This window comes from Paraburkholderia sp. Ac-20336 (genome assembly GCF_017105025.1).
Classification (GTDB): Bacteria; Pseudomonadota; Gammaproteobacteria; order Burkholderiales; family Burkholderiaceae; genus Paraburkholderia.
This window is the reverse complement of sequence record NZ_JAAGPS010000077.1, coordinates 1-22,900: the sequence shown is the minus strand read 5'-3', so window position 1 is coordinate 22,900 and position 22,900 is coordinate 1. Positions and strand designations below refer to the sequence as shown.

Here is a 22,900-nt window from a genome sequence, read left to right as displayed (position 1 = left end):
ACTTTGCTAAACTGGCTGCGGTTCTTGCCAAGGAGACTCAAGATGAAAGTTAAAAAAGCTGCGTTGCTGCTCGCGACTCTCGGACTGTTCACGGTCGGCGCGCAGGCGCAAGATTCGGGCACGCTGAAGAAGATCAAGGACACGGGCGTCATTTCGCTGGGCCATCGCGAATCGTCGATTCCGTTCTCCTATTACGACGACAAGCAGAACGTGATCGGCTATTCGCAGGATTACGCGCTGAAAGTGGTCGAGGCCGTCAAGCAGAAGCTGAACATGCCGAACCTGAAGGTGAAGCTCGTGCCGATCACGTCGCAAAACCGCATCCCGCTCGTGCAGAACGGTACGGTCGACATCGAATGCGGCTCCACTACGAATAACCTCGAACGTCAGCAGCAAGCCGCCTTCACGAACACGATCTTCGTGATCGGCACGCGCCTGATGACGAAGAAAGACTCCGGCATTAAAGACTTCGCCGACCTGAAGGGCAAGACGGTCGTGACGACCGCCGGCACCACGTCCGAGCGCATGCTGCGCAAGATGAACCAGGACAAGAACATGGGCATGAACATCATCAGCGCGAAGGACCACGGCGAGTCGTTCCTGACGCTCTCCACGGGCCGCGCCGCCGCGTTCATGATGGACGACGCGCTGCTCGCCGGCGAGCGCGCGAAGTCGAGCAACCCTGGCGATTTCGTGATCGTCGGCACGCCGCAATCGCGTGAAGCGTATGGCTGCATGCTGCGCAAGAACGACGCCGACTTCAAGAAGGTCGCCGACGACGCCATTGCGAAGGTACAGACCTCGAGCGAAGGCGAACAGATCTACAAGCGCTGGTTCGAATCGCCGATTCCGCCGAAGGGCCTGAACCTGAACTTCCCGATGAGCGACGACATGAAGGCGCTGTTCAAGAACCCGAACGACAAGGCAATCGATTAAACCTTAGCTGCTTTTCGACACTTTCGAAACGCTGAACGGAACGGAAGGGGCCACGAGCTTCTTCCGTTTCTTTTTGCCGGAGTCTTGGTCATGTCATATCACTGGAACTGGGGCATTCTGCTGAGTCCCGTCTCCACAGGCGAGCCGACCACCTACCTGGGCTGGCTGCTGTCGGGGCTGTGGGTGACGGTTACCGTGTCGCTGTCGGCATGGGTCATCGCGCTGCTCGTCGGGTCGTTGTTCGGTGTGCTGCGCACGGTGCCGAACAAATGGGCGTCGGGCATCGGCACCGTGTATGTCGCGATTTTCCGCAACATTCCGCTGATCGTGCAGTTTTTCATCTGGTATCTCGTGATACCGGAGTTGCTGCCCGCGTCGCTCGGCAACTGGTTCAAGCAACTGCCGCCGGCCGCGCAGTTCTTTTCGTCTTCCATTCTGTGCCTCGGGCTCTTCACTGCCGCGCGCGTGTGCGAGCAGGTGCGCTCGGGCATCAACGCGCTGCCGCGCGGCCAGCGCGCGGCCGGTCTCGCGGTGGGCTTCACGCAATGGCAAACGTATCGCTACGTGCTGCTGCCGGTCGCGTATCGCATCATCGTGCCGCCGCTCACCTCGGAGTTTCTGAACATCTTCAAGAACTCCGCGGTCGCCTCGACGATCGGCCTGCTCGATCTGTCCGCCCAGGCGCGTCAGCTCGTCGACTACACCTCGCAAACGTATGAGTCGTTCATCGCGGTCACGGTCGCGTACATGCTGATCAACCTGATCGTGATGCAACTGATGCGCTGGGTCGAAGCGAAAACCCGGCTGCCCGGCTATATCGGAGGCAAGTGATGCATCATTTCGACTGGAGCGGTATTCCGGGCGCACTGCCTACGCTATGGACCGGCGCCATCGTCACGCTCGAGATCACGCTGATCGCGATCGTGTTCGGCATCGTCTGGGGCACCATTCTCGCGATGTTCCGGCTGTCGTCGTTCAAGCCGCTCGAATGGTTCGCAAAGCTCTACGTGACGATCTTCCGTTCGATCCCGCTCGTGATGGTCCTGCTGTGGTTCTTCCTGATCGTGCCGCAGGTGCTGCAAAGCGTGCTCGGGCTGTCGGCCGACATCGACATCCGGCTCGCCTCGGCAATGGTCGCGTTCTCGCTGTTCGAGGCCGCGTACTACTCGGAGATCATCCGCGCCGGCATTCAGGCGGTGCCGCGCGGCCAGGTCAACGCGTCGTTCGCGCTCGGCATGACCTACGGGCAGGCGATGCGCCTCGTCGTGCTGCCGCAGGCGTTTCGCGCGATGGTGCCGCTGCTGCTCACGCAGGGCATCGTGCTGTTTCAGGATACGTCGCTCGTCTACGTGATCAGCCTCGCCGACTTCTTCCGTACCGCCACGAATATCGGCGATCGTGACGGCACAAATGTCGAGATGGTACTGTTCGCGGGCGCGGTTTATTTCGTGATCTGCGTGATCGCGTCGAGCCTTGTCAAAGGTCTTCAGAAAAAGGTCGCAAGATGATCTCTATCAAGAATGTTTCGAAGTGGTACGGCCAGTTCCAGGTGCTGACCGACTGCACGACGGAAGTCAACAAGGGTGAAGTGGTCGTGGTGTGCGGACCGTCCGGTTCGGGCAAGTCCACGCTGATCAAGACCGTCAACGGGCTCGAACCGTTCCAGAAGGGCGAGATCGTCATCAACGGCCAGTCGCTGACCGATAAGAAGACCAATCTGTCGAAGCTGCGCTCGAAGGTCGGCATGGTGTTCCAGCACTTCGAGCTGTTCCCGCATCTGTCGATCGTGCAGAACCTCACGCTCGCGCAGATCAAGGTGCTCGGCCGCTCGAACGACGAAGCGACCGCGAAGGGTCTCAAGCTGCTCGAACGCGTGGGCCTGCGCGCGCATGCGGACAAGTATCCGGGGCAACTGTCGGGCGGTCAGCAGCAGCGGGTGGCGATTGCGCGCGCGCTTTCCATGGACCCGATCGCGATGCTGTTCGACGAACCGACCTCGGCGCTCGATCCGGAGATGATCAACGAAGTGCTCGACGTGATGGTCGAACTCGCGCAGGAAGGCATGACCATGATGTGCGTGACGCACGAAATGGGCTTCGCGAAGAAGGTCGCGCATCGCGTGATCTTCATGGACAAGGGCTTGATCGTCGAAGACGACCGCAAGGAAGACTTCTTCGCGAACCCGAAGTCGGATCGGGCCAAGGACTTTCTCGCGAAGATTCTGCACTGAGATCGCGGGTTCGCTCGCGGGTCGAGTGGGGTGGTCCGCAGGCGCCGGGTCGCAACGCAAAAAAGCCGCTCCAGGGAGCGGCTTTTTTGTTGCGGCTGCTTGCTGCCAGACCGGCGCTGGTTCGCTTTGGCGGTTTGGTTGGCGGCAGCGGCTTACGATTCGAACGCCGCCGCATCGTCGGCGGCTTCGAGATCAGTGTCGCTTTCCGCCGGCGCGACAGCCGTGCGCACGTTGTTCGATGCCGCGAGCGTGGTTGCCGAAGCCGAGGCGTCGAGCGCGGGATTGCGCAGCTTTTCGCGCACCGAGGCCGGCACCGGAATGTTGGCGCGGCCGATCACCTCGCCATGCTGGAACATCAGCAGATCGCCCGGCTCGAACGCGGTCCACACTTCGTTGTCGGTGAGCGGCTTGGTCGCGATCACCGCGACGCGGTCTTCCGGCGTCGTGTACTTGGCGAAGTCGATCGAGACGTCGGCGTCGACCAGATGCGCGGTCGAAAACGGCCAGCGCCGCACGATGTAGTGCAGATGCGTCGAGCAATGCGCGAACAACGCCTGGCCGTTCGACATCAGGAAGTTGAACACGCCGTACTGCGTGACGTCGCGCGTGAGCGTCTCGAGCGCCGCGAACAGTTCCTCGAGCGGCGGCTGCGCGCCCGGGAAAGTCTTGCGCAGACCTTGCAGCAGCGCGCAGAACGCGAGTTCGCTGTCGGTCGTGCCGACCGGCTGATACAGGCCCGTCAACTGCGGCGCATAGTCTTGCAGGTCGCCGTTATGCGCGAAGATCCAGTGACGTCCCCACAGTTCGCGCATGAACGGGTGGCAGTTTTCGAGCAGGATGTGCCCTTGCGTCGCCTTGCGGATATGCGCGATCGTGTTTTTCGATTTGATCGGGTAGCGCTTGACCATCTCGGCGATCGGCGAGGTGGCCGACGATTGATGGTCGATGAACAGGCGGCAGGCTTTGTCTTCGAAGAAGGCGATACCCCAGCCGTCGGCGTGATGATCGGTGACGCCGCCGCGCGCCGCGAAGCCGGTAAAGGAGAACGTGACGTCCGTGGGCGCGGCGCAGTTCATTCCGAGAAGTTGACACATGTTGCGGTGAGCCTGGGAACGGGACGAGCCGTTACAATGACGATTCCCAAGCATATCACCGAGGCGAAGCCGCCAAATAGCAAAATTGACGTGTGTTCGGGCCGCAACAGGGCGGTTTGACCGGGTCGATCGGCTGTGCGCGTGAAGTCTCGTTCCCCCCTTCTTGCCATGACCGCTTCCAACGTTTCCCCTGCTTCCATCACGCTCGTCCGCCCGGACGACTGGCACCTGCACGTGCGCGACGGCGCGATGCTCGCGGCCGTGCTGCCTGACACCGCGCGCCAGTTCGGCCGCGCGATCATCATGCCGAACCTGAAGCCGCCGGTCACGACCACGGCGATGGCCGCGGCGTACCGCGAGCGCATCGTCGCCGCGCTGCCCGACGGGGCGAAGTTCGAGCCGCTGATGACGCTGTACCTGACCGACAACACGCCGCCCGACGAAATCCGCCGCGCGCGCGAAAGCGGCTTCGTGCATGGCGTGAAGCTCTACCCGGCAGGCGCGACGACCAACTCGGACGCGGGCGTCACCGACCTCATGAAGTGCGCGAAGACGCTCGAAGCGATGCAGGAAACCGGCATGCCGCTGCTCGTGCACGGCGAGGTGACGGATTCGGAGATCGACCTGTTCGATCGCGAGAAGGTTTTCATCGACCGTGTGATGACGCCGCTGCGCCGCGCGTTTCCGGCGCTGAAGGTCGTGTTCGAGCACATCACGACGAAGGACGCGGTCGACTACATCCGCGAAGCCGGCGAGGCGCCGGAACTGCTGGGCGCGACGATCACGGCGCACCACCTGCTGTACAACCGCAACGCGATTTTCCAGGGCGGCATTCGTCCGCATTACTACTGCCTGCCGGTGTTGAAGCGCGAGACGCATCGCGTCGCGCTCGTCGAGGCGGCGACGTCGGGCAATCCGCGCTTCTTCCTCGGCACCGACAGCGCGCCGCATGCGAAGGGGCTGAAGGAACACGCGTGCGGCTGTGCGGGCTGCTACACGGCGCTGCACGCGCTCGAACTCTATACCGAAGCCTTCGACAAGGCGGGCGCGCTCGACAGGCTCGAAGGCTTTGCGAGCTTTTACGGCGCGGATTTCTACGGCTTGCCGCGCAACACGGAGAAGGTCACGCTGCGTCGCGAGGAATGGACGCTGCCGGCCGAGTTGCCGGCCGGCGACACGCCGGTCGTGCCGCTGCGCGGCGGCGAGTCGATCGGCTGGCGGCTGGTTTGAGGTCGGGCTAGATGCGCGAGCGTGGGGCGGGGCGCGAGGTTGGCCCGCGGATCGTGGATGCGGTGACGGTTGAAGCAGTGCCTGGCGTTGCGCATGAAATGGCGCTGAAAGCCGCTCCTGCAGTGGGGCGTGACGCTGCGCCCAGAGCAGCGCATGAACAACTCATGTCCGACGTGTCATCTGAATCAGCGCCGAAGTCCGGGCACGCAGTTGCGCACAAAGCCGGGCAGGAAGTCTTGCAGGAAGCCGCGCATGAGAAGGCCGCGAAAGCCTCTCCTGTAGCCGGGCAGGCAATGGCACCCGAAGCGCCGCCGCCAGGCTTTGCCGCCATCGACTGGTCGAGGCCCTGGTTGGCGCAATTCGCCGCGCGCGGCCGGCGCTGGCAGCAAGCCGCGCTGACCGGCTATGCGGACCTGCTCGCCGTGATGAATGCCGATGCCGCACAGATGCGGCAGACCACCGGCCGCGGCCAGCGCCTCGCGTTCATCGCGCAGGACGATCTGCCGCCGGGCGCTGCGTACGAGGCGCATATCGCCGCGACCGGCTGCGTGCCGACGCGCCACAATCTGCACGACTTCTTCAACGGCTCGATGTGGTTCGCGTTTCCGCGCATCAAGGCGGCGTTGAACGCGCGGCAGTCGGCGGCGATCGACGCACTCGGCGTCGGTCCGACGCGCGGCGGCGTGCGTGACATGCTGACCCTCTTCGACGAAAACGCGCTGCTGTTCGCCTGCGCCGATCCCGCTTTGAGCGCCGCGCTGCGCGGCTTCGACTGGCAAACGCTGCTGGTGGGCCGGCGCGACGCGTGGGGCCGTCGCTGCGAAGTGCGCTGCTTCGGCCATGCGCTGCTGGAAAAACTGATCGCGCCATTCAAGGGCTGTACGGGCCATGCATGGATCGTCGACGTGCCGGCCGGGTACTTCGAGTGGGACGCCGCCGCGCGCGACGCGTGGCTCGACGAAGCGGTCAGTGCGGCGTTGCTCGGCACCGAAGCGTTGACGAGCCGCCTGTTCGCGCCGCTGCCGGTGCTCGGCATTCCGGGCTGGTGGTCCGGGAACGAAGCGCCCGCGTTTTACGACGACGCCTCCGTATTCCGCTCGGGGCGCCGCAAGCGCTAGACGCGTGGCTGGCGCCGGCGAGTGTTCCGCCATTCGAGCGGGCCGCCTGACTTGCCGGTTGCCGCAGCCGCGCGCGGGCGGCCGCGCCGTTCGATGTTAAAATCCGTGCCAGCAAAGCAGGCCAGGCAGTCGCGGCCTCGGCGGTTTTGGCCGACGAGGGCGAGGAAAGTCCGGACTCCACAGGGCAGGGTGATGGCTAACGGCCATCCGTGGCGACACGCGGAACAGGGCAACAGAAAGCAAACCGCCGATGGCCCGGCGCAAGCCGGGATCAGGTAAGGGTGAAACGGTGCGGTAAGAGCGCACCGCGGCTGTCGCAAGGCAGACCGGCACGGTAACCTCCACCCGGAGCAATTCCAAGTAGGCAGGCGCGCATCTTCGAGATGCAGGATGGGGCCCCCATCTCGTCTGCGGGTAGGAAGCTTGAGCGCGTCAGCAATGGCGCGCCTAGAGGAATGGCTGCCACGCGCGTCGTGTCTTCGGGCGCTACACGTGCACAGAATCCGGCTTATCGGCCTGCTTTGCCACTCAACAAAAAATGCCGGCGTCCGTGGGGACGCCGGCATTTTCATTTGGCGCGCCGGTTGCGGCGTGCCGATACGCTCAGTTTGCGACGATGTCGAACGAGTGCGTGAGTTCGGCGGTCTTCGCGATCATGATCGACGCCGAGCAGTATTTGTCGTGCGACAGGTTGATCGCGCGTTCGACGGTGGCCGGGTTCAGATTCTTGCCGGTCACGGTGAAGTGGAAGTGGATCTTCGTGAACACCTTCGGGTCTTCGCTTGCGCGTTCGGCCTTCAGCGTCACCGAGCAGCCGGCGATTTCCTGGCGGCTCTTCTTGAGGATCATCACGACGTCGTAGGCGGTGCAGCCGCCCGTGCCGAGCAAAACCATTTCCATCGGACGCGGCGCGAGGTTGCGGCCGCCGCCTTCAGGCGCGCCGTCCATCGCGACCAGATGGCCGCTGCCCGTCTCGGCCGCGAATGCCATCCCGTCTTGCCCCATCCAGCTTACTTTGCATTCCATGCTGTCACTCCACCGCGCATAGCTATATCGAGACGGCATTGTAGCCCGGTGTTTGACAATCCGCGCAGAGCCTGGCCCAGTTCGGGTTATGCGCCATGGCTATGTGGATGCTGCGCCGCCGCATCCATGCGGAATCCGGGAATATCCGGGCCGGTTTAGGGGTTTTACTCTAGGCGATGCCCGATGCGGTCTGGATATCCAAAGCTTTGAGGCTTGATCCCAAAGGACATTTTTCGATTTCAGATTGATCTGGTAATTTTTCGAATTATGAAAAATCATCTCACAATGCAAATATTCTTGCGTTGCACAAGGGCGGCTCATATAATTTCCCCATCGTTGCAGCAGTTCTGCAACTTCCGCTGTCTCCTCCACCTCCTCCTTTGGTGGATTAAACCCGAACCGCTCGTTCGGGTTTTTTTTCGCCCAGCTGGATCCCCGCTTGAGACCCCATTGGGGACCCCACGGCGGCACGCCTATCGCAAGTTTTGACTTGGCCGTGCAAATTCCTTTATAATTCAGGGCTTTTCCGCATCCGCGCCCGCGGAGGAAGAACCAGGGAGAGCCTGCACGCGCCTCGATGCGCACACTACAAGCAGGAAAAAAAACACATTGGGCGCAGCAATTTTTTTGGATCGATCATGAAGACGTTTTCCGCAAAAGCCCATGAGGTGACGCGCGAATGGTACGTGATTGACGCGACGGATAAGGTTCTCGGGCGTGTCGCCAGCGAAGTGGCACACCGTCTTCGCGGCAAGCACAAGCCTGAATTCACTCCCCACGTCGACACCGGTGATTTCATCATCGTTATCAACGCTGGCAAGCTGAAGGTCACGGGCAACAAGGTTACCGACAAGAAGTACTACCGTCACTCGGGCTACCCGGGCGGTATCTATGAAACGACGTTCGGCAAGATGCAGGAACGCTTCCCGGGCCGCGCGCTCGAGAAGGCGGTCAAGGGCATGCTGCCGAAGGGCCCGCTCGGCTACGCGATGATCAAGAAGCTGAAGGTCTACGCTGACGCAACGCATCCGCATTCGGCACAACAGCCGAAGGCGCTCGAGATCTAAGGGGAGCCCACATGATCGGTAACTGGAATTACGGCACGGGCCGCCGCAAGAGCGCCGTCGCACGCGTGTTCATCAAGGCAGGCAAGGGCGATATCGTTGTGAACGGCAAGCCCATCGCCGACTACTTCTCGCGCGAAACGTCGCTGATGATCGTGCGCCAGCCGCTGGAACTCACGAACCACGGCACCACGTTCGACATCAAGGTCAACGTGACGGGCGGCGGTGAAACGGGTCAAGCCGGTGCGGTTCGCCACGGCATCACCCGCGCGCTGATGGACTACGACGCAACGCTGAAGCCGGAACTGTCGAAGGCTGGCTTCGTTACGCGTGACGCTCGTGAAGTCGAACGTAAGAAGGTCGGCTTCCACAAGGCACGTCGCCGCAAGCAATTCTCAAAGCGTTAATCGCTTCGGGTGCAAGCCGGCTCCTCAGCCGGTTTGCAGCAAAAGCCGCCAACGCTTCATGCGAAGGCGGCTTTTTTTATGGTTTTGTCGGGGTTCAGGGCCGCGGGCGAGCTCCCGTTCGATGACGCGGCGAATCGGCCGCCACGGCGGCGGTAGCCGCAGTGGCGTTGTTGTGCCCGTCCAGGCTGACGGCCAACGCACTGTCCGACGGCTGCAACGGAAGAACCCATTGATTTTGTGGGCTTCAGCACGATATTCAGATCAGCCCTACAATAGCGGCTAAAGCTTTTTGGAGAGTTCGAATGAACGCAGTCACCGATACCCCCGTGACCGAGATGCCCGCCCCCTTCGTCTTCACCGACGCAGCGGCTGACAAGGTCAAGCAACTGATCGAAGAAGAAGGCAATCCGGAGCTCAAGCTGCGCGTGTTCGTGCAGGGCGGCGGCTGCTCGGGCTTTCAATATGGTTTTACGTTCGACGAAGCCATCAACGAAGACGACACCGTGATGAACAAGAGCGGCGTCCAGCTGCTGATCGACTCGATGAGCTACCAGTACCTGGTTGGCGCCGAGATCGACTACAAGGACGACATCAACGGCGCGCAGTTCGTCATCAAGAACCCGAACGCGACCACCACCTGCGGTTGCGGTTCGTCGTTCTCGGTCTGAGCACAGCGACACGCCGTTTCAAGTCTTAGCTCGTACGGAAAACGGGGCCTGCATAGGCCCCGTTTTTTTATTGCCCGCCTGTCGCGCCGCGCGATCGTGCCCCGCGGACCCGCTTTACCCGATCATCTTCAGCGCGGATAGATCGCGCCCAACACACGCTCGTCCGAGGCTCCCGTGACGCCCGGCAGATTGCCCGGCAGCCGCGCGACGCAGCGCATCGCGAGCCATGCGAAGGCGAGCGGCTCGACCTGGCTCGGCGGCACGCCGAGCGCGTCGGTCGTCATCACCGGTACGCCGCTCACGCCGCTGTCTTCGAGCGCCTGCTGCAATGCCTTCAGTATCTCCGGATTGCGTGCGCCGCCGCCGCACACGTACACCGCGCGGACATCGGACGCATGCCGCTCGATTTCGCGCGCCACCGTCACCGCGGTCAGCGCGACCAGCGTCGCCTGCACGTCGGCTGGATCGAGTCCGACGAACGGCGCGAGTTTCGCGTCGAGCCAAGCGGTATTGAACAGGTCGCGGCCGGTGCTTTTCGGCGGCTGCTCCGAGAAGAACGGCTCGTCGAGCAGCGCGTTCAATAGCTTGCGATCGACCTCGCCGCTCGCCGCAAAATGGCCGTTTTCGTCAAATGGCTTGCCGAGATGGCGTTCGGCCCATGCGTCGAGCAACGCGTTGGCGGGGCCGCAATCGAAGCCGCGCACGCTGCCGGTCGCGTTCAGTATCGTGATATTGCTGATGCCACCGAGGTTGCAGACCACCCGCGTCTCGTTTTTCGCGCCGAACACCGTCGCGTGAAAAGCCGGCACGAGCGGCGCGCCCTGGCCGCCGGCGGCGACGTCGCGGCTGCGGAAATCCGCGATCACGTCGATATGCGTCATCTCCGCGAGCAGAGCCGGATTGTTGATTTGCCGCGTGTAGCCTTTTTCCGGCCGATGCCGCACGGTTTGCCCGTGCACGCCGATCGCGCGGACTTCCTCGGCCGACAGGTGGCTGCCGCGCAGCAGTTCGTGGCAGCACACGGTGTAGCGCGTCGCGAGCGCGTTGGCGGCCAGCGCTTCGCGCTCGATCTCGTTGTCGCCGGGCTGCTGGAGTGCGAAGAGCGCCTCGCGCATCCCGGCCGAGAAGCCGACGAAGGCCTCGGCCAGCACTTCCGGCGGCTTTCCGTCGGCAAACCGGACGGCCACGCCGTCCACACCGTCCATGCTCGTACCCGACATCAATCCGAAATAGATGCCGTCTGCGGGGTCTTGCGCCACGTCGCTGCTCCTCTCGATGTTCATTGCGATTCGTTGTAGCAGATTATCGACGCTCGCGCGGCTGAATATCAGCACCGGTACAGACATCGCACGGGCAGCACGCGACCGCCACGCGTGCATCACGCTTGCGTCGCTCCCCTGCGCCGGGCACACGTCGAGCGAAAAATTGCCGCTTGCCAGGCCGTCCGAAGCGTCTCGGTGGGCGCGGCGGCGCGCATCTATGGGACAATCCTGTTTTTTCGCGACTTCACGTTTCCAGCATGAGCACCGAGTCCACCAAGCCCAATTCCGCTACTGCCCTTCCGCTCACCGACGAAGTCCGCCATGCGCTCGCCGTCACCAAGCGCGGCGTCGACGAACTGCTGATCGAAGACGAATTCGCGCAAAAGCTCGCACGGAGCGCGGCAACCGGTAAGCCGTTGCGCATCAAGCTGGGGCTCGATCCGACCGCGCCCGACATCCACATCGGCCACACGGTCGTGCTCAACAAGATGCGCCAGTTGCAGGACCTCGGCCACACGGTGATTTTCCTGATCGGCGATTTCACCTCGCTGATCGGCGACCCGTCCGGCCGCAACGCGACGCGCCCGCCGCTCACGCGCGAGCAGATCGAATCGAATGCGAAGACCTATTTCGAGCAGGCCGCGCTCGTGCTCGACCGCGACAAGACCGAAATCCGTTACAACAGCGAATGGTCGATGCCGCTCGGCGCCGACGGCATGATCAAGCTTGCGTCGCGCTACACGGTCGCGCGTATTCTCGAACGCGAAGACTTCACGAAGCGCTTCCAGGGCGGTGTGCCGATCTCGATCCACGAATTCCTCTATCCGCTGATGCAGGGCTACGACTCCGTCGCGCTGAATGCGGACCTCGAACTCGGTGGCACGGACCAGAAATTCAACCTGCTGGTCGGCCGCGAGCTGCAGAAGCAGTACGGCCAGGAGCAGCAGTGCATCCTGACGATGCCGCTGCTCGAAGGGCTCGACGGCGTCGAGAAGATGTCGAAGTCGAAGAACAACTACATCGGCATCAGCGAAAAGCCGACCGATATGTTCGGCAAGCTCATGAGCATTTCCGACACGCTGATGTGGCGTTACTTCGAACTGCTGTCGTTCCGTCCGATGGACGAGATCGCCGGCTTCCGGAAAGAGATCGAAGCGGGCCGCAATCCGCGGGACTTCAAGGTGCTGCTCGGCCAGGAAATCGTCGCGCGCTTCCATTCGCAGGCCGACGCCGAGCGCGCGCTCGAAGACTTCAATCATCGCGCGAAGGGCGGCGTGCCCGACGATATCCCGGCGGTGACGCTCGCGGGCGCACCGCTTGCGATCGGCCAGTTGCTGAAGCAGGCCAACCTCGTGCCGTCGACGAGCGAAGCGCTGCGCAACATCGAGCAGGGCGGCGTGAAGATCGATGGCGCGACGGTGTCCGACAAGGGCCTGAAGGTCGAGGCGGGCGAGTATGTCGTGCAGGTCGGCAAGCGCCGCTTCGCACGCGTGACGCTCACAGCGTAATCGCGCAGTGCACGCGCAACGCCGCTCGCTTGTCGTGACGACGCGCAGCCCGCGCCCGGAGCCGCGCCGATGATCGCGCTGATCCAGCGCGTGCGGCGCGCCGAAGTGCGCGTCGTGGACGGTGAAAGCGAGCGCGTGACCGGCGCGATCGACGCGGGTCTGCTCGCGCTTGTCTGCGCCGAGCGCGGCGACACCGAGGCGGCAGCCGACAAGCTGCTGGCCAGGGTGCTCGGCTATCGCGTATTCAGTGACGCGGCCGGCAAGATGAATCTCTCCGTGCAGAATGTCGACGGCGCGGGCCGCGCGGGCGGTTTGCTGCTCGTGTCGCAGTTCACGCTCGCGGCCGATACCAACAGCGGCCTGCGCCCGAGCTTCACGCCCGCGGCGGCGCCCGACGAAGGCAAGCGCCTGTTCGATTACTTCGTCGCGGCCGCGCGCGCGAAGCATCCGGTGGTCGAGACCGGCGAGTTCGGCGCGAACATGCAGGTGTCGCTCGTCAACGACGGGCCGGTCACGTTCTGGCTGCAGACCCACGCATAAGTGGGTTTCAGCGCGCGCCCATGCGCGCCGTTTGCGGGCCTGCTCGATCGAAGCGTGTTCCGGCGCGCAGCCACCGCAACTCAGGCGCGGCCGTCGCTTTTTGCGACAATAGCCGTTCGGCATAACCGGCGAACGGCGCCCACTTCCTTCTCATGACGACGCAGATTCTGTTTATCCGGCACGGCGAGACCGACTGGAACCGCATCAAGCGCATTCAAGGTCACATCGACATTCCGCTCGCGACGACGGGGTTCGCGCAGGCGCAACGTCTCGCGCGGCGTATCGCGCAGGAGGCGCAGCAGGGTGCGCGGCTCGAGGCGATCTATGCGAGCGATCTGCAACGCGCGCAGCAGACCGCCCAGCCGATCGCCGAGGCGCTCGGCCTGCCGCTACAGTTGCGCGAGGGCTTGCGAGAGCGTTCGTACGGCGCGTTCCAGGGCCACGACAGCGACGAGATCGCGCTGCGCTTTCCCGACGAATACGCGCAGTGGCAAACGCGCGATCCCGGCTTCACCCCGCCCGAAGGGGAGTCGCAGCGCGTGTTCTACCACCGTGTCGTGCATGCGATCGAGCCGCTTGTCGCGGCGCATCCGGGCGGCCGGATCGCCTGTGTCGCGCATGGCGGTGTGCTTGACTGCGTGCGCCGCTTGGCAACGGGTTTGCCGCTCGACGCGCCGCGCGATTACGCGCTGCTGAACACGAGCGTGAACATCGTGGATTTCGCCGACGGTCACGCGACGATCGTGTCGTGGGGAGACGTCGCGCATCTCGAACCGGCGAGCGCCGCCGACGACGGCTTCAGGAAGGCACCGGAGCCGGGCCGGTAAGCCGGGCGCGCATGACGGTGACGAGGCGGAGGCGTATCTTGGCGCCTCAGCACCTCAGCACCTCAGCACCTCAGCACCTCAGCACCTCAGCACCTCAGCACCTCAGTGCCGCGTGCTGTATCGCGTGCGCGAGTGCGATCGTCCGCCGGCCCATCTCAAACCGGCTCTGGCGCCGCGGCCGCGCGCCGGCGCGCCCGCTTCGACACCCCATTGACCAACGCCCAGCGGATCACCGGCGCAACGAGCCGCACGCCGGGCCGCGCGAGCGTTCTGCGCAGCGCCGCATAACGAGCGAAGCCGAGCATGTCCTGCGCCCAGTCCGGCAGCAGATCGACGCCGGCGTTGAGCATCAGCGCCCCGGCGGGCCGCATCGCGAAACTCGGTGCCGGCGCGTTCATCAGAATCCTCACGACTTCGCGCGTGCGTTCGCTTGCGACGAGCGCGGGCTGCATCGCGAGCAGATACGCCTCGATCTCGGCGCGCGAGCGCGGAATCTCGGTGGCGCCGAGCATTTCGGCGATGCGCGCGGTTTCCGCGAAGTATTGATCCTGTGCCGCGACGGACAGCATCGGATTCACGTAGCGCAAATGCGCGGTCATGAAGCTCGATACTTCGGCGACATGCACCCACGTCAGCAGCGCGGGTTCGCTCGCCTGGTACGCCTGACCGTCCGGCGCGACACCGCTTACGTCGAGATGGATGCGCCTCACGCGTTCGATCAGCGCGAGCGCGTCGCGCCGGCTGCCGAAAGTCGTGCCGGCGATGAAGGTCGCCGTGCGGCGCAGGCGCCCGAGAATGTCGGTGCGAAACGTCGAGTGATCCCATACGCCCGCGAGCGCGAGCGGGTGCAGCGCCTGGAGCAGCAACGCGCTGATGCCGCCCGTCATCATCGACGTGAAGTCGGCGTGGACTTTCCAGCAGATGGCGTCGGGCCCGAAGAGGCCGGGATCGCCCGGCGGCGAGGAGTAGTCGAGCACCGGGCCGCTGCCGGTCGTCAGATGCGTGACGCCCGAGGCGAGTTTCGAGCGCAGGCGGTGGGTGAGCCGCTGCGCGAAGTTGCCGGAGGGTTCGCCGGCCGGGTTGACGATGGGATTGCCCGGTGCGCCGGCGGGCTGGTTGCCAGCACCGCTGCCGGCGTTGCCACCGGATTTGTTACCTGAGGTGTCACCCGAGTGGTCGCCTGAGGTGCCGGGCGGTTGCGTCTGGTCGGACATCCTGAGCGGCCTCGCTTGCGGCGGTATCGGCTGAGCCGGCTGACCCGGCGATTCAGTTCGCCGAGTTCCACAGGCCCGGCAGCGCACTCGACGCATCCGGCGCGGCGAGCCCGAAGTGCCGGTAGGTCAGCAGCGTGGCGACACGGCCGCGCGGCGTGCGTTGCAGGAAGCCCTGCTGGATCAGATAGGGTTCGAGCACGTCTTCGATCGTGTCGCGCTCCTCGCCGATCGCCGCCGCCAGGTTATCGACGCCGACCGGGCCGCCGTCGAACTTGTGCAGGATCGCTTCGAGCAGCTTGCGGTCCATCAGGTCGAAGCCGACCGCGTCGACGTCGAGCATGCTGAGCGCGGCGTCGGCCACCTGCGCGGTGATGTTGCCGTCGGCCTTCACTTCGGCGAAGTCGCGCACGCGGCGCAGCAGGCGGTTCGCGATACGCGGCGTGCCGCGCGCGCGGCGGGCGATTTCGAACGCGCCGTCCGGATGGATCTGCGCGTTGAGCAGCGCGGCCGACCGCGTGACGATGCGCGCCAGTTCCTCGGCGTTGTAGAACTCGAGCCGCGCGACAATGCCGAAGCGGTCGCGCAGCGGATTGGTCAGCATGCCCGCGCGCGTGGTCGCGCCGACCAGCGTGAACGGCTGCAGGTCGAGCTTGACGCTGCGCGCGGCCGGCCCTTCGCCGATCATGATGTCGATCTGATAATCCTCGAGCGCGGGGTACAGGATTTCCTCGACGACCGGCGAGAGCCGGTGGATTTCGTCGATGAACAGCACGTCGTTGGCTTCGAGATTCGTGAGCAGCGCAGCGAGATCGCCCGCGCGTTCGAGCACCGGCCCCGACGTTTGCCGCAGATTGACGCCCATTTCGCGCGCAATGATGTGCGCGAGCGTGGTCTTGCCGAGGCCCGGCGGGCCAAACAGCAGCACGTGGTCGAGCGATTCGGAACGGCGTCTCGCGGCCTCGATGAAAATTTCGAGCTGGCCGCGTACCTTCTCCTGCCCGACATATTCTTCGAGCTGGCGCGGGCGCAACGCCCGCTCGAACGCTTCTTCGTTCGGCGAGGCGGGCGTGGCCGCAATGATGCGCTCGGCGGCGAGTTTGTCGGTTTCGATCATGCGCTCATTGTACCGCGCGCTGTACCGCGCGCGACCCGGGCATCAGCCCTTCGAGAGCGCCTTCAGCGCGAGCTTGATGCCCTCGGAAACGCCGGTGCCGGCCGGCACGTTCTTGATCGCCGCGAGCGCTTCCTTCTCGGAGTAGCCGAGCGCGAGCAGCGCGTTGAGGATGTCGGAGGCATGATCGGATGCCGATGCGGCGCCCGCCATTGCGCCGAGGTCGGCGCCGAGCTTGCCCTTCAGTTCGAGCAGCAGCCGCTCGGCGGTCTTCTTGCCGATGCCGGGCACACGCGTAAGGCGCGCCGCGTCCTGCATCGTCACGGTCTGCGCGAGTTCGGACACGCTCATGCCCGACAGCACCGCGAGCGCCATGCGTGCGCCGATGCCGGAAATTTTCAGCAGTTCGCGAAAGGTCGAGCGTTCCTGCGCGGTGCCGAAGCCGTACAGCAGATGCGCGTCCTCGCGCACGATCATCTGCGTGAGCAGCACGATGCGTTCGCCGGTCGACGGCAGGTTGTAGAACGTGCTCATCGGCACGTCCACTTCATAGCCGACGCCGTTGCAGTCGACGAGCAGATGCGGCGGGTTTTTTTCCAGCAGAACGCCGGCAATGCGACCGATCATGGCGGATTCGATTTTTAGAGTCGTGTGGGAAAGGGCGAGTGTAGCGTAGCGGACCGGCGGCGCGATGGGGAATTGCGGGAGGCTGCGCCGCAAACCGCGCCTGCGCTAGCCCACGAGGCGTCCGCGCCGCACCCGCAGTCCCTTCTTCGCCAGCGAAGGCGCGATGCCGCCGAGCGTGCCCAGCGTCGAGCCGCCGTGCGCATGGCAGATCGCCATGCCGAGCGCGTCGGCGGCGTCGGTGCCCGGCACGCCCGTGAGGTTCAGCAGACGCACGACCATCTGCTGCATCTGCTCCTTGGTCGCGCGGCCGTAGCCGACCACGGCCTGCTTCAGTTGCAGGGCTGTGTATTCGGCGACCGGCACGCCGCCCGCGACGAGCCCGCAGATCGCCGCGCCCCGTGCCTGACCGAGCAGCAGCGTCGACTGCGGATTGACGTTGACGAAGACTTTTTCGATCGCCGCCTGATCGGGCGAATGCTGGCGGATCAGCGTCGAAATGCCGTCGAAGATGGTGCCGAGGCGCGAGGGCAGATCGGCGTCGGCCGTCTTGATGACGCCGCTCGCGACGTAGCTCAGTGTGTGGCCGTGTTGGTCGATCACGCCGAAGCCGGTCACGCGCAGACCGGGGTCGATGCCGAGAATTCTCATGAGGTGCCGCACATGCGATAAAAACCAGGTGCCTGCGATACTACAACGAACGCGGCGCGTGGCGGTTTGTGGGTGGTGTCGCGGACGGAATAAAACGGTGACGGCGATGCAACACAGTGAGGCAACACAGTGAGGCCAGCTTGGACGCCGCGCCATTGGACGCGTCGCAAGAGCGCGCGGCATCGAATCGGCCGTGCAGGATCGATCGCACCAAAGCAAACGGCCCGGCAGGAACACCCGCCGGGCCGTTTTTTCGACAGTACAGACATCACGCTCTCGGCAACCGCCGCCTCACCGTACTACGACGAAGCAGCGATTCCCCGCCAACCGCCTGTCAATGACGGAAGTGACGCACGCCCGTCAGCACCATCGCGATGTTGTGCTCGTCGGCGGCGCTAACCACTTCGTCGTCGCGCACCGAGCCGCCCGGCTGGATCACGCAGGTTGCGCCCGCGGCGACGACCACGTCGAGACCGTCGCGGAACGGGAAGAACGCGTCCGATGCGACCGCCGAGCCGGCCAGCGTCAGATTGGCATTCTGCGCCTTGATGCTGGCGATACGCGCCGAATCCACGCGGCTCATCTGGCCCGCGCCGACGCCGAGCGTCATGCCGTTCGCGCAGAACACGATCGCGTTCGACTTCACGTACTTCGCGACGCGCCAGGCGAACAGCAGGTCGTCCATTTCCTTCGGCGTCGGATGGCGCTTGGTGACCACACGCACCTCGCGCGGCTGCACGTTCTTCGAGTCGAGCGACTGCACGAGCAGGCCGCCGCCGACGCGCTTCAGATCGAACGCGTTATGACGGTCGCCGAGCGCGATTTCGAGCAGACGCACGTTCTGCTTCGCCGCGAACAGTTGGCGCGCTTCGGCGCTGAACGACGGCGCGATCAGCACTTCGACGAACTGCTTCGCGACCGCTTGCGCGGCCGCTTCGTCGACTTCGCGGTTGAACGCGATGATGCCGCCGAACGCCGAGGTCGGATCGGTCTGGAACGCCTTCGAGTACGCTTCGTGCGCGTTCGCGCCGACCGCGACGCCGCACGGATTCGCGTGCTTGACGATCACGCAGGCCGGCACGTCGAAGGTCTTCACGCATTCCCACGCCGCGTCGGAGTCGGCGATGTTGTTGTACGAGAGTTCCTTGCCTTGCAGCTGGTTGTAGTTCGCGAGCGCGCCGGCCGGCACGGCGAGGTCGCGGTAGAACGCCGCGCTCTGGTGCGGGTTCTCGCCGTAGCGCAGATCCTGCACCTTCTCGTACGCCATGTTGAAGGTAGCCGGGTACGTATTGCGCGACGCGTGCTGCAACTCGTCGGTCAGGCTCGTCAGGTAGTTCGTGATCGCGCCGTCGTACTGCGCGGTGTGCGCGTACACCTTGGTCGCGAGGCGGAAATTCGTCCGGTACGACACCGAATTATTGTTCGTGCGCATTTCGTCGAGCACGACCGCGTAGTCGGCCGGATTGACCACCACGGTCACGTCGCGGTGATTCTTCGCGGCCGAGCGCAGCATGGTCGGGCCGCCGATGTCGATGTTCTCGATCGCGTCTTCGAGCGAGCACTCTTCCTTCGAGACGGTCTGCACGAACGGGTACAGGTTTACGACCAGCAGGTCGATGGTCGGAATGTCGTGCTTCTCGAGCGCGGCCATGTGCTCGGGCAGATCGCGGCGCGCGAGGATGCCGCCGTGTACCTTCGGATGCAGCGTTTTTACGCGCCCGTCGAGCATTTCCGGGAAGCCCGTGTAGTCGGCGACTTCGGTAACGGACAGGCCCGCGTCCGCGAGCAGTTTCGCGGTGCCGCCGGTCGACAGGATCTTGATGCCGAGGTCCGACAGCGATTTTGCGAAATCGACGATGCCGGATTTATCGGAAACGGAGATGAGCGCTTGCTTGATCATGATGAAGACGAAAAGCCGAAGGGAAACGTGGCAGGGCGCAGAAACTACAACGCGCTACAGCAAACCGTGTTGTTGCAGCTTCTTGCGCAGCGTATTGCGGTTGATGCCGAGATACTCGGCGGCCAGCGACTGGTTGCCGCCGGCCTGCTCGAGCACCACTTCGAGCAAGGGTTTTTCCACGCATGAGATGACCATGTCGTAGACGTCGTGCGGATTGGAGCCGTCGAGATCCTGGAAGTACACGTCCAGGCTGTCGCGGACGGATTGTTCGATGTTGTTCTTGCTCATGCTGCTAGTCGGTCGGTGTGGTCCTCGTCCTTGCTGTCGAGCCCGGGGTTGCCGGTCGATTCGTCGACGTAGACGAGGCGGTCTGAGATCGCCTTTTGCGCGTCGAAGAACTCGTTGACAGCGAGGAGTTGTTCGCGCGTGGTGTCCAGCGTATTCATGCGATGCCGGAACAGGTTGGCGCCGGAAAGGCCGCGAGTGTACCAGCCGATGTGCTTGCGCGCAGTGCGCACACCGGTAAATTCCCCGTAAAACGCATAGTGATCTTCGAGATGCTCGTTCATCACCTGCTGGATTTCGTCGATGCGCGGCGGCGGCAGCAGCTCGCCCGTCAGCAGGAAATGCCCGATCTCGCGGAACAGCCACGGACGGCCCTGCGCGGCGCGCCCGATCATGATCGCGTCCGCGCCGGTTGCGGCGAGCACCTCGCGCGCCTTGTGCGGCGAGGTGATGTCGCCGTTCGCGACGACCGGAATGCAGACCGCCGCTTTCACCGCGGCGATCGTTTCGTATTCGGCGTCGCCGTGGTACAGGTCGGCGCGCGTGCGGCCGTGCACGGTCAGCATCGAGATGCCGGCCGCTTGCGCGAGACGCGCGACGTTCAGCGCGTTTTTGTTCTCGCGATTCCAGCCGGTGCGGATTTTCAGCGTGACGGGCACCGCGTCGGGCCCGACGCCGACCGCGTTCACGACCGCCTCGACGATGCGTTGCACGAGCGGCTCGTTCTGCAGCAGCGCCGAGCCGGCCGCGACGTTGCAGACCTTCTTGGCCGGGCAGCCCATGTTGATGTCGATGATCTGCGCGCCGTTCGCGACGTTGTAGCGGGCGGCCTCGGCCATCATGACCGGGTCCGCGCCGGCGATCTGCACGGCGATCGGCTCGACCTCGCCTTCGTGGTTGGCGCGGCGCATCGTCTTCTCGCTTTTCCACAGCTGCGCGTTCGACGCCACCATTTCCGACACCGCGTAACCCGCGCCGAGCCGTTTGCACAGCTGGCGGAACGGGCGGTCGGTTACGCCGGCCATGGGGGCGACGAACAGGTTGTTACGCAGATTGTGGGAGCCGAGAGTGGGCATGACGTGAGCGCGCTGGCGACGGCCGGGATTTGACAATCATGGCCGCCGATGCAATGCGAAATGCGAGGGAAAACCGCCATTTTAGCGTTAACGGGTTGCCGGGACTCGCCATCTGCGTGTCGTAACCCATTAAATCTTCTATGAAAGTGGGACGATTCATAGAATCGCGCAGTGCGCACGATAGCCCGCCCGAGCGCGGCGCAAACGGCACGCAAATGCCGTGCAAACGCCACGGCCGGGCGAATTTACCGCGCGTCTAACGGCGCTGGCCGAACATCATCTGGCGGGCGAGCGCGGTTTTGACCGGCGGCACGAATTCGAGCGCGGTCAGCGCAAGGCCGCGCATGATCGCGAGTGGCGGGAAGTCGACGGTGAAAAGACGCGCGAGCGTGTCGGTCGCGCCGATCGTCATGCGCCGGTCGAGTGCGCGGCGTTGCGCGAACGTCGCGAGCGCAAGCGGGGTCGGGCCTTCCGCCGAGAGCGCGTCGGCGAGCGCGTGCGCATCGCGCAGGCCGAGGTTGAGGCCCTGGCCCGCCACCGGATGCAGCGTCTGCGCTGCATTGCCGATTGCGACGATGTGGCCGTTCACGAGCGTATCGATGGCGTTGAGCCCGAGCGGGAACGACGCGCGTCCGCGAATCTGCGTGAAGCGGCCCATGCGGTCGCCGAACGCGGCGTCGAGTTCGCCCAGGAACTCGGCGTCGGAGAGCTGCGCGCGGCGCGCGGCTTCCTCGGGCGAGCAGCACCAGACGAGCGCGTAGTCGGCGCCGCGCACGCCGCCCATCGGCAGCAGCGCGATCGGACCTTGCGCGGTGAAGCGCTCCCACGCGACGTGCGGCTGCGGCGTGGACACGGTGACCGTGCCGACCAGCGCGGTTTGGCCGTAGTCGCGCGAGCCGATGCCGTTGGCGCTTTTATCCACACTTCTGGCGACGCCGCGTTTATCGGCGGCGGCGTCGGTGGGGCTGGCGGTGCGCTCGCCGGCCTCTTCTTCCTCGGCATCGCGGCTCGTGTCGCGGGCCGCCTTTCGCGCGGTTTTCTGATCGCCGAACAGGCCGCCCTCGGCGTTCACGAGAATTCGCGTGCGCAACTGCCGCGCGACGCCGGCGGTTTCGATCGGCAGCGTGACGCCGTCGGATTCCTGGGTCGGCGCACCGGCCGAGGTCGAGCGAAACCAGTGGACCTGCGTTGCGTGCACGGCGTCGGCGAGGCCGTGCACGATCGAGCCGTAGCGCAGCACGTAGCCGAGCGCGGGCAGGCCGTGCTCGCGATGATCGATCAGCGTGCGGCCGAAGTGACCGCGCTGCGACACGTGGATGCGCTCGATCGCGGTGGCGTCGGCGGGCCAGCGCAGCGGTTCGAGGATCATCCGGCTGCCGTGCGAGACCGCGATTGCGCGCGGATCGGCAATCGAGTCCTCGGGCTCGCGCGCATCGACGAGCGCGATCCTCAGTTCGCGTGTCACGCTGCGGCGCGCGAGCCAGCCGGCGAGCGCGAGACCGACCGGCCCGGCGCCGACGATCGTCACGTCGAAGTCGAACGCCTGCTGGCGCGAGGCGGGCTTCAGGATCACCGCCGAGGGAGAGGCTTCGTTCATCGCCGGTCAGGTCCTGGCTGCATGCGTCGTTTCATGGGGCGCTTCATGCGTCGCTTCCTGCGCGGCGCGCTTCCCGCATCAGCACCTCGATCTCGTCGGCGGCAACCGGCACGTCGCGCGTCATCAGTTCGCAACCGGTGGGCGTCACGATCGCATCGTCCTCGATGCGGATGCCGATGTTCCAGTAGCGCTCGGGCACGCCCTCGGCCGGACGGATGTACAGGCCCGGCTCGATCGTCAGCGTCATCGATGCCTGCAGCGTGCGCCACGGCAGCGCGCCCGCCTCGTCGCGCGGCGCGCCGCGTTCGCGGTAGTCGCCGCAGTCGTGCACGTCCATGCCGAGCCAGTGGCCGGTGCGGTGCATGTAGAACGGCGCGTAGGCGCGCTCGGCGAGCACGTCGTCGAGCGAGGCGAACTTCTCGCGCGGCACGATGCCGGTGTCGAGCAGCCCCTGCGACAGCACGCGCAGCGCGGCCTGGTGCGGATCGTCGAAGGTGGCGCCGGCGCGCGTCGCATCGACGGCGGCCTGCTG

General features: G+C 64.8%; 24 protein-coding genes and 1 other RNA gene. 13 read left to right on the top strand and 12 right to left on the bottom strand.

Annotation, left to right across the window (positions count from 1 at the left end; genetic code table 11):
• The first annotated feature begins 42 nt into the window (after positions 1-42).
• The 4 genes from GXB81_RS20570 to GXB81_RS20555 all read left to right on the top strand — a co-directional run bounded on the left by GXB81_RS20570 (position 43) and on the right by GXB81_RS20555 (position 3,166).
• Complete coding sequence (locus GXB81_RS20570; protein ID WP_167040532.1) at positions 43-936, top strand: glutamate/aspartate ABC transporter substrate-binding protein; 894 nt, start codon at positions 43-45, stop codon at positions 934-936.
• Positions 937-1,026: 90 nt separating this feature from the next.
• Positions 1,027-1,767 carry an amino acid ABC transporter permease gene (locus GXB81_RS20565; protein ID WP_167285453.1) on the top strand — a complete coding sequence of 247 codons (741 nt, stop codon included), beginning with the start codon at positions 1,027-1,029 and terminating at the stop codon, positions 1,765-1,767.
• Complete coding sequence (gene gltK, locus GXB81_RS20560) at positions 1,767-2,444, top strand: glutamate/aspartate ABC transporter permease GltK (RefSeq protein WP_167040536.1); 678 nt, start codon at positions 1,767-1,769, stop codon at positions 2,442-2,444. The genes GXB81_RS20565 and gltK overlap by 1 nt, the downstream gene beginning before the upstream one ends.
• Complete coding sequence (locus GXB81_RS20555) at positions 2,441-3,166, top strand: amino acid ABC transporter ATP-binding protein (RefSeq protein WP_167040538.1); 726 nt, start codon at positions 2,441-2,443, stop codon at positions 3,164-3,166. Before gltK ends, GXB81_RS20555 begins: the two co-directional genes overlap by 4 nt.
• A 152-nt stretch (positions 3,167-3,318) precedes the next feature.
• Here GXB81_RS20555 and GXB81_RS20550 read toward each other — a convergent pair whose 3' ends face one another.
• Positions 3,319-4,260, bottom strand: a complete 942-nt coding sequence (locus tag GXB81_RS20550; RefSeq protein ID WP_167040541.1) for a class II glutamine amidotransferase — start codon at positions 4,258-4,260, stop codon at positions 3,319-3,321.
• Positions 4,261-4,428: 168 nt separating this feature from the next.
• On the opposite strand from GXB81_RS20550, the gene pyrC reads away from it, so the two are divergent.
• The 3 genes from pyrC (at position 4,429) to rnpB (ending at position 7,135) form a co-directional block, all read left to right on the top strand.
• A complete protein-coding gene (pyrC, locus tag GXB81_RS20545; protein WP_167285454.1) occupies positions 4,429-5,490 on the top strand; it encodes a dihydroorotase in 1,062 nt (353 codons plus the stop codon).
• A 293-nt stretch (positions 5,491-5,783) separates the two neighbouring features.
• Positions 5,784-6,608, top strand: a complete 825-nt coding sequence (locus GXB81_RS20540; protein ID WP_167040545.1) for a DUF3025 domain-containing protein — start codon at positions 5,784-5,786, stop codon at positions 6,606-6,608.
• 113 nt (positions 6,609-6,721) lie between these two features.
• An RNA gene (gene rnpB, locus GXB81_RS20535) (RNase P RNA component class A) lies at positions 6,722-7,135 on the top strand.
• Positions 7,136-7,211: 76 nt separating this feature from the next.
• Here the strand turns inward: rnpB and GXB81_RS20530 are convergent.
• Positions 7,212-7,634, bottom strand: coding sequence for an OsmC family protein (locus GXB81_RS20530; protein ID WP_025602559.1), 423 nt, complete (start codon positions 7,632-7,634; stop codon positions 7,212-7,214).
• 638 nt (positions 7,635-8,272) lie between these two features.
• Between GXB81_RS20530 and rplM the strand changes: the two genes are divergently transcribed.
• The 3 genes from rplM to erpA all read left to right on the top strand — a co-directional run bounded on the left by rplM (position 8,273) and on the right by erpA (position 9,773).
• Positions 8,273-8,701 (top strand): 50S ribosomal protein L13, encoded by a 429-nt coding sequence (gene rplM / locus GXB81_RS20525; protein WP_013090508.1) that lies wholly within the window; start codon positions 8,273-8,275, stop codon positions 8,699-8,701.
• An 11-nt stretch (positions 8,702-8,712) separates the two neighbouring features.
• Entirely contained in the window at positions 8,713-9,105 is a 393-nt protein-coding gene (gene rpsI, locus GXB81_RS20520; protein WP_008919630.1) for a 30S ribosomal protein S9, read from the top strand.
• Positions 9,106-9,407: 302 nt separating this feature from the next.
• Positions 9,408-9,773 (top strand): iron-sulfur cluster insertion protein ErpA, encoded by a 366-nt coding sequence (gene erpA / locus GXB81_RS20515; protein ID WP_075302778.1) that lies wholly within the window; start codon positions 9,408-9,410, stop codon positions 9,771-9,773.
• Between the two features lie 128 nt (positions 9,774-9,901).
• Here erpA and GXB81_RS20510 read toward each other — a convergent pair whose 3' ends face one another.
• A complete protein-coding gene (locus GXB81_RS20510; protein ID WP_205990200.1) occupies positions 9,902-11,032 on the bottom strand; it encodes an anhydro-N-acetylmuramic acid kinase in 1,131 nt (376 codons plus the stop codon).
• A 260-nt stretch (positions 11,033-11,292) separates the two neighbouring features.
• On the opposite strand from GXB81_RS20510, the gene tyrS reads away from it, so the two are divergent.
• From tyrS to GXB81_RS20495, 3 genes are all read left to right on the top strand, one after another.
• The gene (tyrS, locus tag GXB81_RS20505) at positions 11,293-12,543 is read left to right on the top strand and encodes a tyrosine--tRNA ligase (RefSeq protein WP_167040551.1); all 1,251 of its coding nucleotides are present in this window, start codon (positions 11,293-11,295) and stop codon (positions 12,541-12,543) included.
• A gap of 69 nt (positions 12,544-12,612) precedes the next feature.
• Positions 12,613-13,083 (top strand): D-aminoacyl-tRNA deacylase, encoded by a 471-nt coding sequence (gene dtd / locus GXB81_RS20500; RefSeq protein ID WP_167040553.1) that lies wholly within the window; start codon positions 12,613-12,615, stop codon positions 13,081-13,083.
• Between the two features lie 152 nt (positions 13,084-13,235).
• Positions 13,236-13,910, top strand: coding sequence for a histidine phosphatase family protein (locus GXB81_RS20495; protein ID WP_205990194.1), 675 nt, complete (start codon positions 13,236-13,238; stop codon positions 13,908-13,910).
• 155 nt (positions 13,911-14,065) lie between these two features.
• On the opposite strand, the gene GXB81_RS20490 is transcribed toward GXB81_RS20495, so the two are convergent.
• The 9 genes from GXB81_RS20490 to GXB81_RS20450 all read right to left on the bottom strand — a co-directional run.
• Positions 14,066-15,124 carry an oxygenase MpaB family protein gene (locus GXB81_RS20490; RefSeq protein WP_167285459.1) on the bottom strand — a complete coding sequence of 353 codons (1,059 nt, stop codon included), beginning with the start codon at positions 15,122-15,124 and terminating at the stop codon, positions 14,066-14,068.
• 52 nt (positions 15,125-15,176) lie between these two features.
• Positions 15,177-16,238 carry a Holliday junction branch migration DNA helicase RuvB gene (gene ruvB, locus GXB81_RS20485; protein ID WP_167040559.1) on the bottom strand — a complete coding sequence of 354 codons (1,062 nt, stop codon included), beginning with the start codon at positions 16,236-16,238 and terminating at the stop codon, positions 15,177-15,179.
• 42 nt (positions 16,239-16,280) lie between these two features.
• Positions 16,281-16,862, bottom strand: coding sequence for a Holliday junction branch migration protein RuvA (gene ruvA / locus GXB81_RS20480; protein ID WP_167040561.1), 582 nt, complete (start codon positions 16,860-16,862; stop codon positions 16,281-16,283).
• Positions 16,863-16,967: 105 nt separating this feature from the next.
• A complete protein-coding gene (ruvC, locus tag GXB81_RS20475; protein ID WP_167040564.1) occupies positions 16,968-17,510 on the bottom strand; it encodes a crossover junction endodeoxyribonuclease RuvC in 543 nt (180 codons plus the stop codon).
• 334 nt (positions 17,511-17,844) lie between these two features.
• Positions 17,845-19,410, bottom strand: coding sequence for a bifunctional phosphoribosylaminoimidazolecarboxamide formyltransferase/IMP cyclohydrolase (purH, locus tag GXB81_RS20470; RefSeq protein WP_205990193.1), 1,566 nt, complete (start codon positions 19,408-19,410; stop codon positions 17,845-17,847).
• Between the two features lie 54 nt (positions 19,411-19,464).
• Positions 19,465-19,698 (bottom strand): Fis family transcriptional regulator, encoded by a 234-nt coding sequence (locus GXB81_RS20465; RefSeq protein ID WP_008919619.1) that lies wholly within the window; start codon positions 19,696-19,698, stop codon positions 19,465-19,467.
• The gene (gene dusB / locus GXB81_RS20460; protein WP_205990192.1) at positions 19,695-20,771 is read right to left on the bottom strand and encodes a tRNA dihydrouridine synthase DusB; all 1,077 of its coding nucleotides are present in this window, start codon (positions 20,769-20,771) and stop codon (positions 19,695-19,697) included. Before dusB ends, GXB81_RS20465 begins: the two co-directional genes overlap by 4 nt.
• 256 nt (positions 20,772-21,027) lie before the next feature.
• A complete protein-coding gene (locus GXB81_RS20455) occupies positions 21,028-22,368 on the bottom strand; it encodes a UbiH/UbiF/VisC/COQ6 family ubiquinone biosynthesis hydroxylase (protein ID WP_167285461.1) in 1,341 nt (446 codons plus the stop codon).
• A 43-nt stretch (positions 22,369-22,411) separates the two neighbouring features.
• Positions 22,412-22,900: M24 family metallopeptidase (locus tag GXB81_RS20450; RefSeq protein ID WP_205990191.1), on the bottom strand; the 489-nt coding region annotated here is incomplete at its 5' end.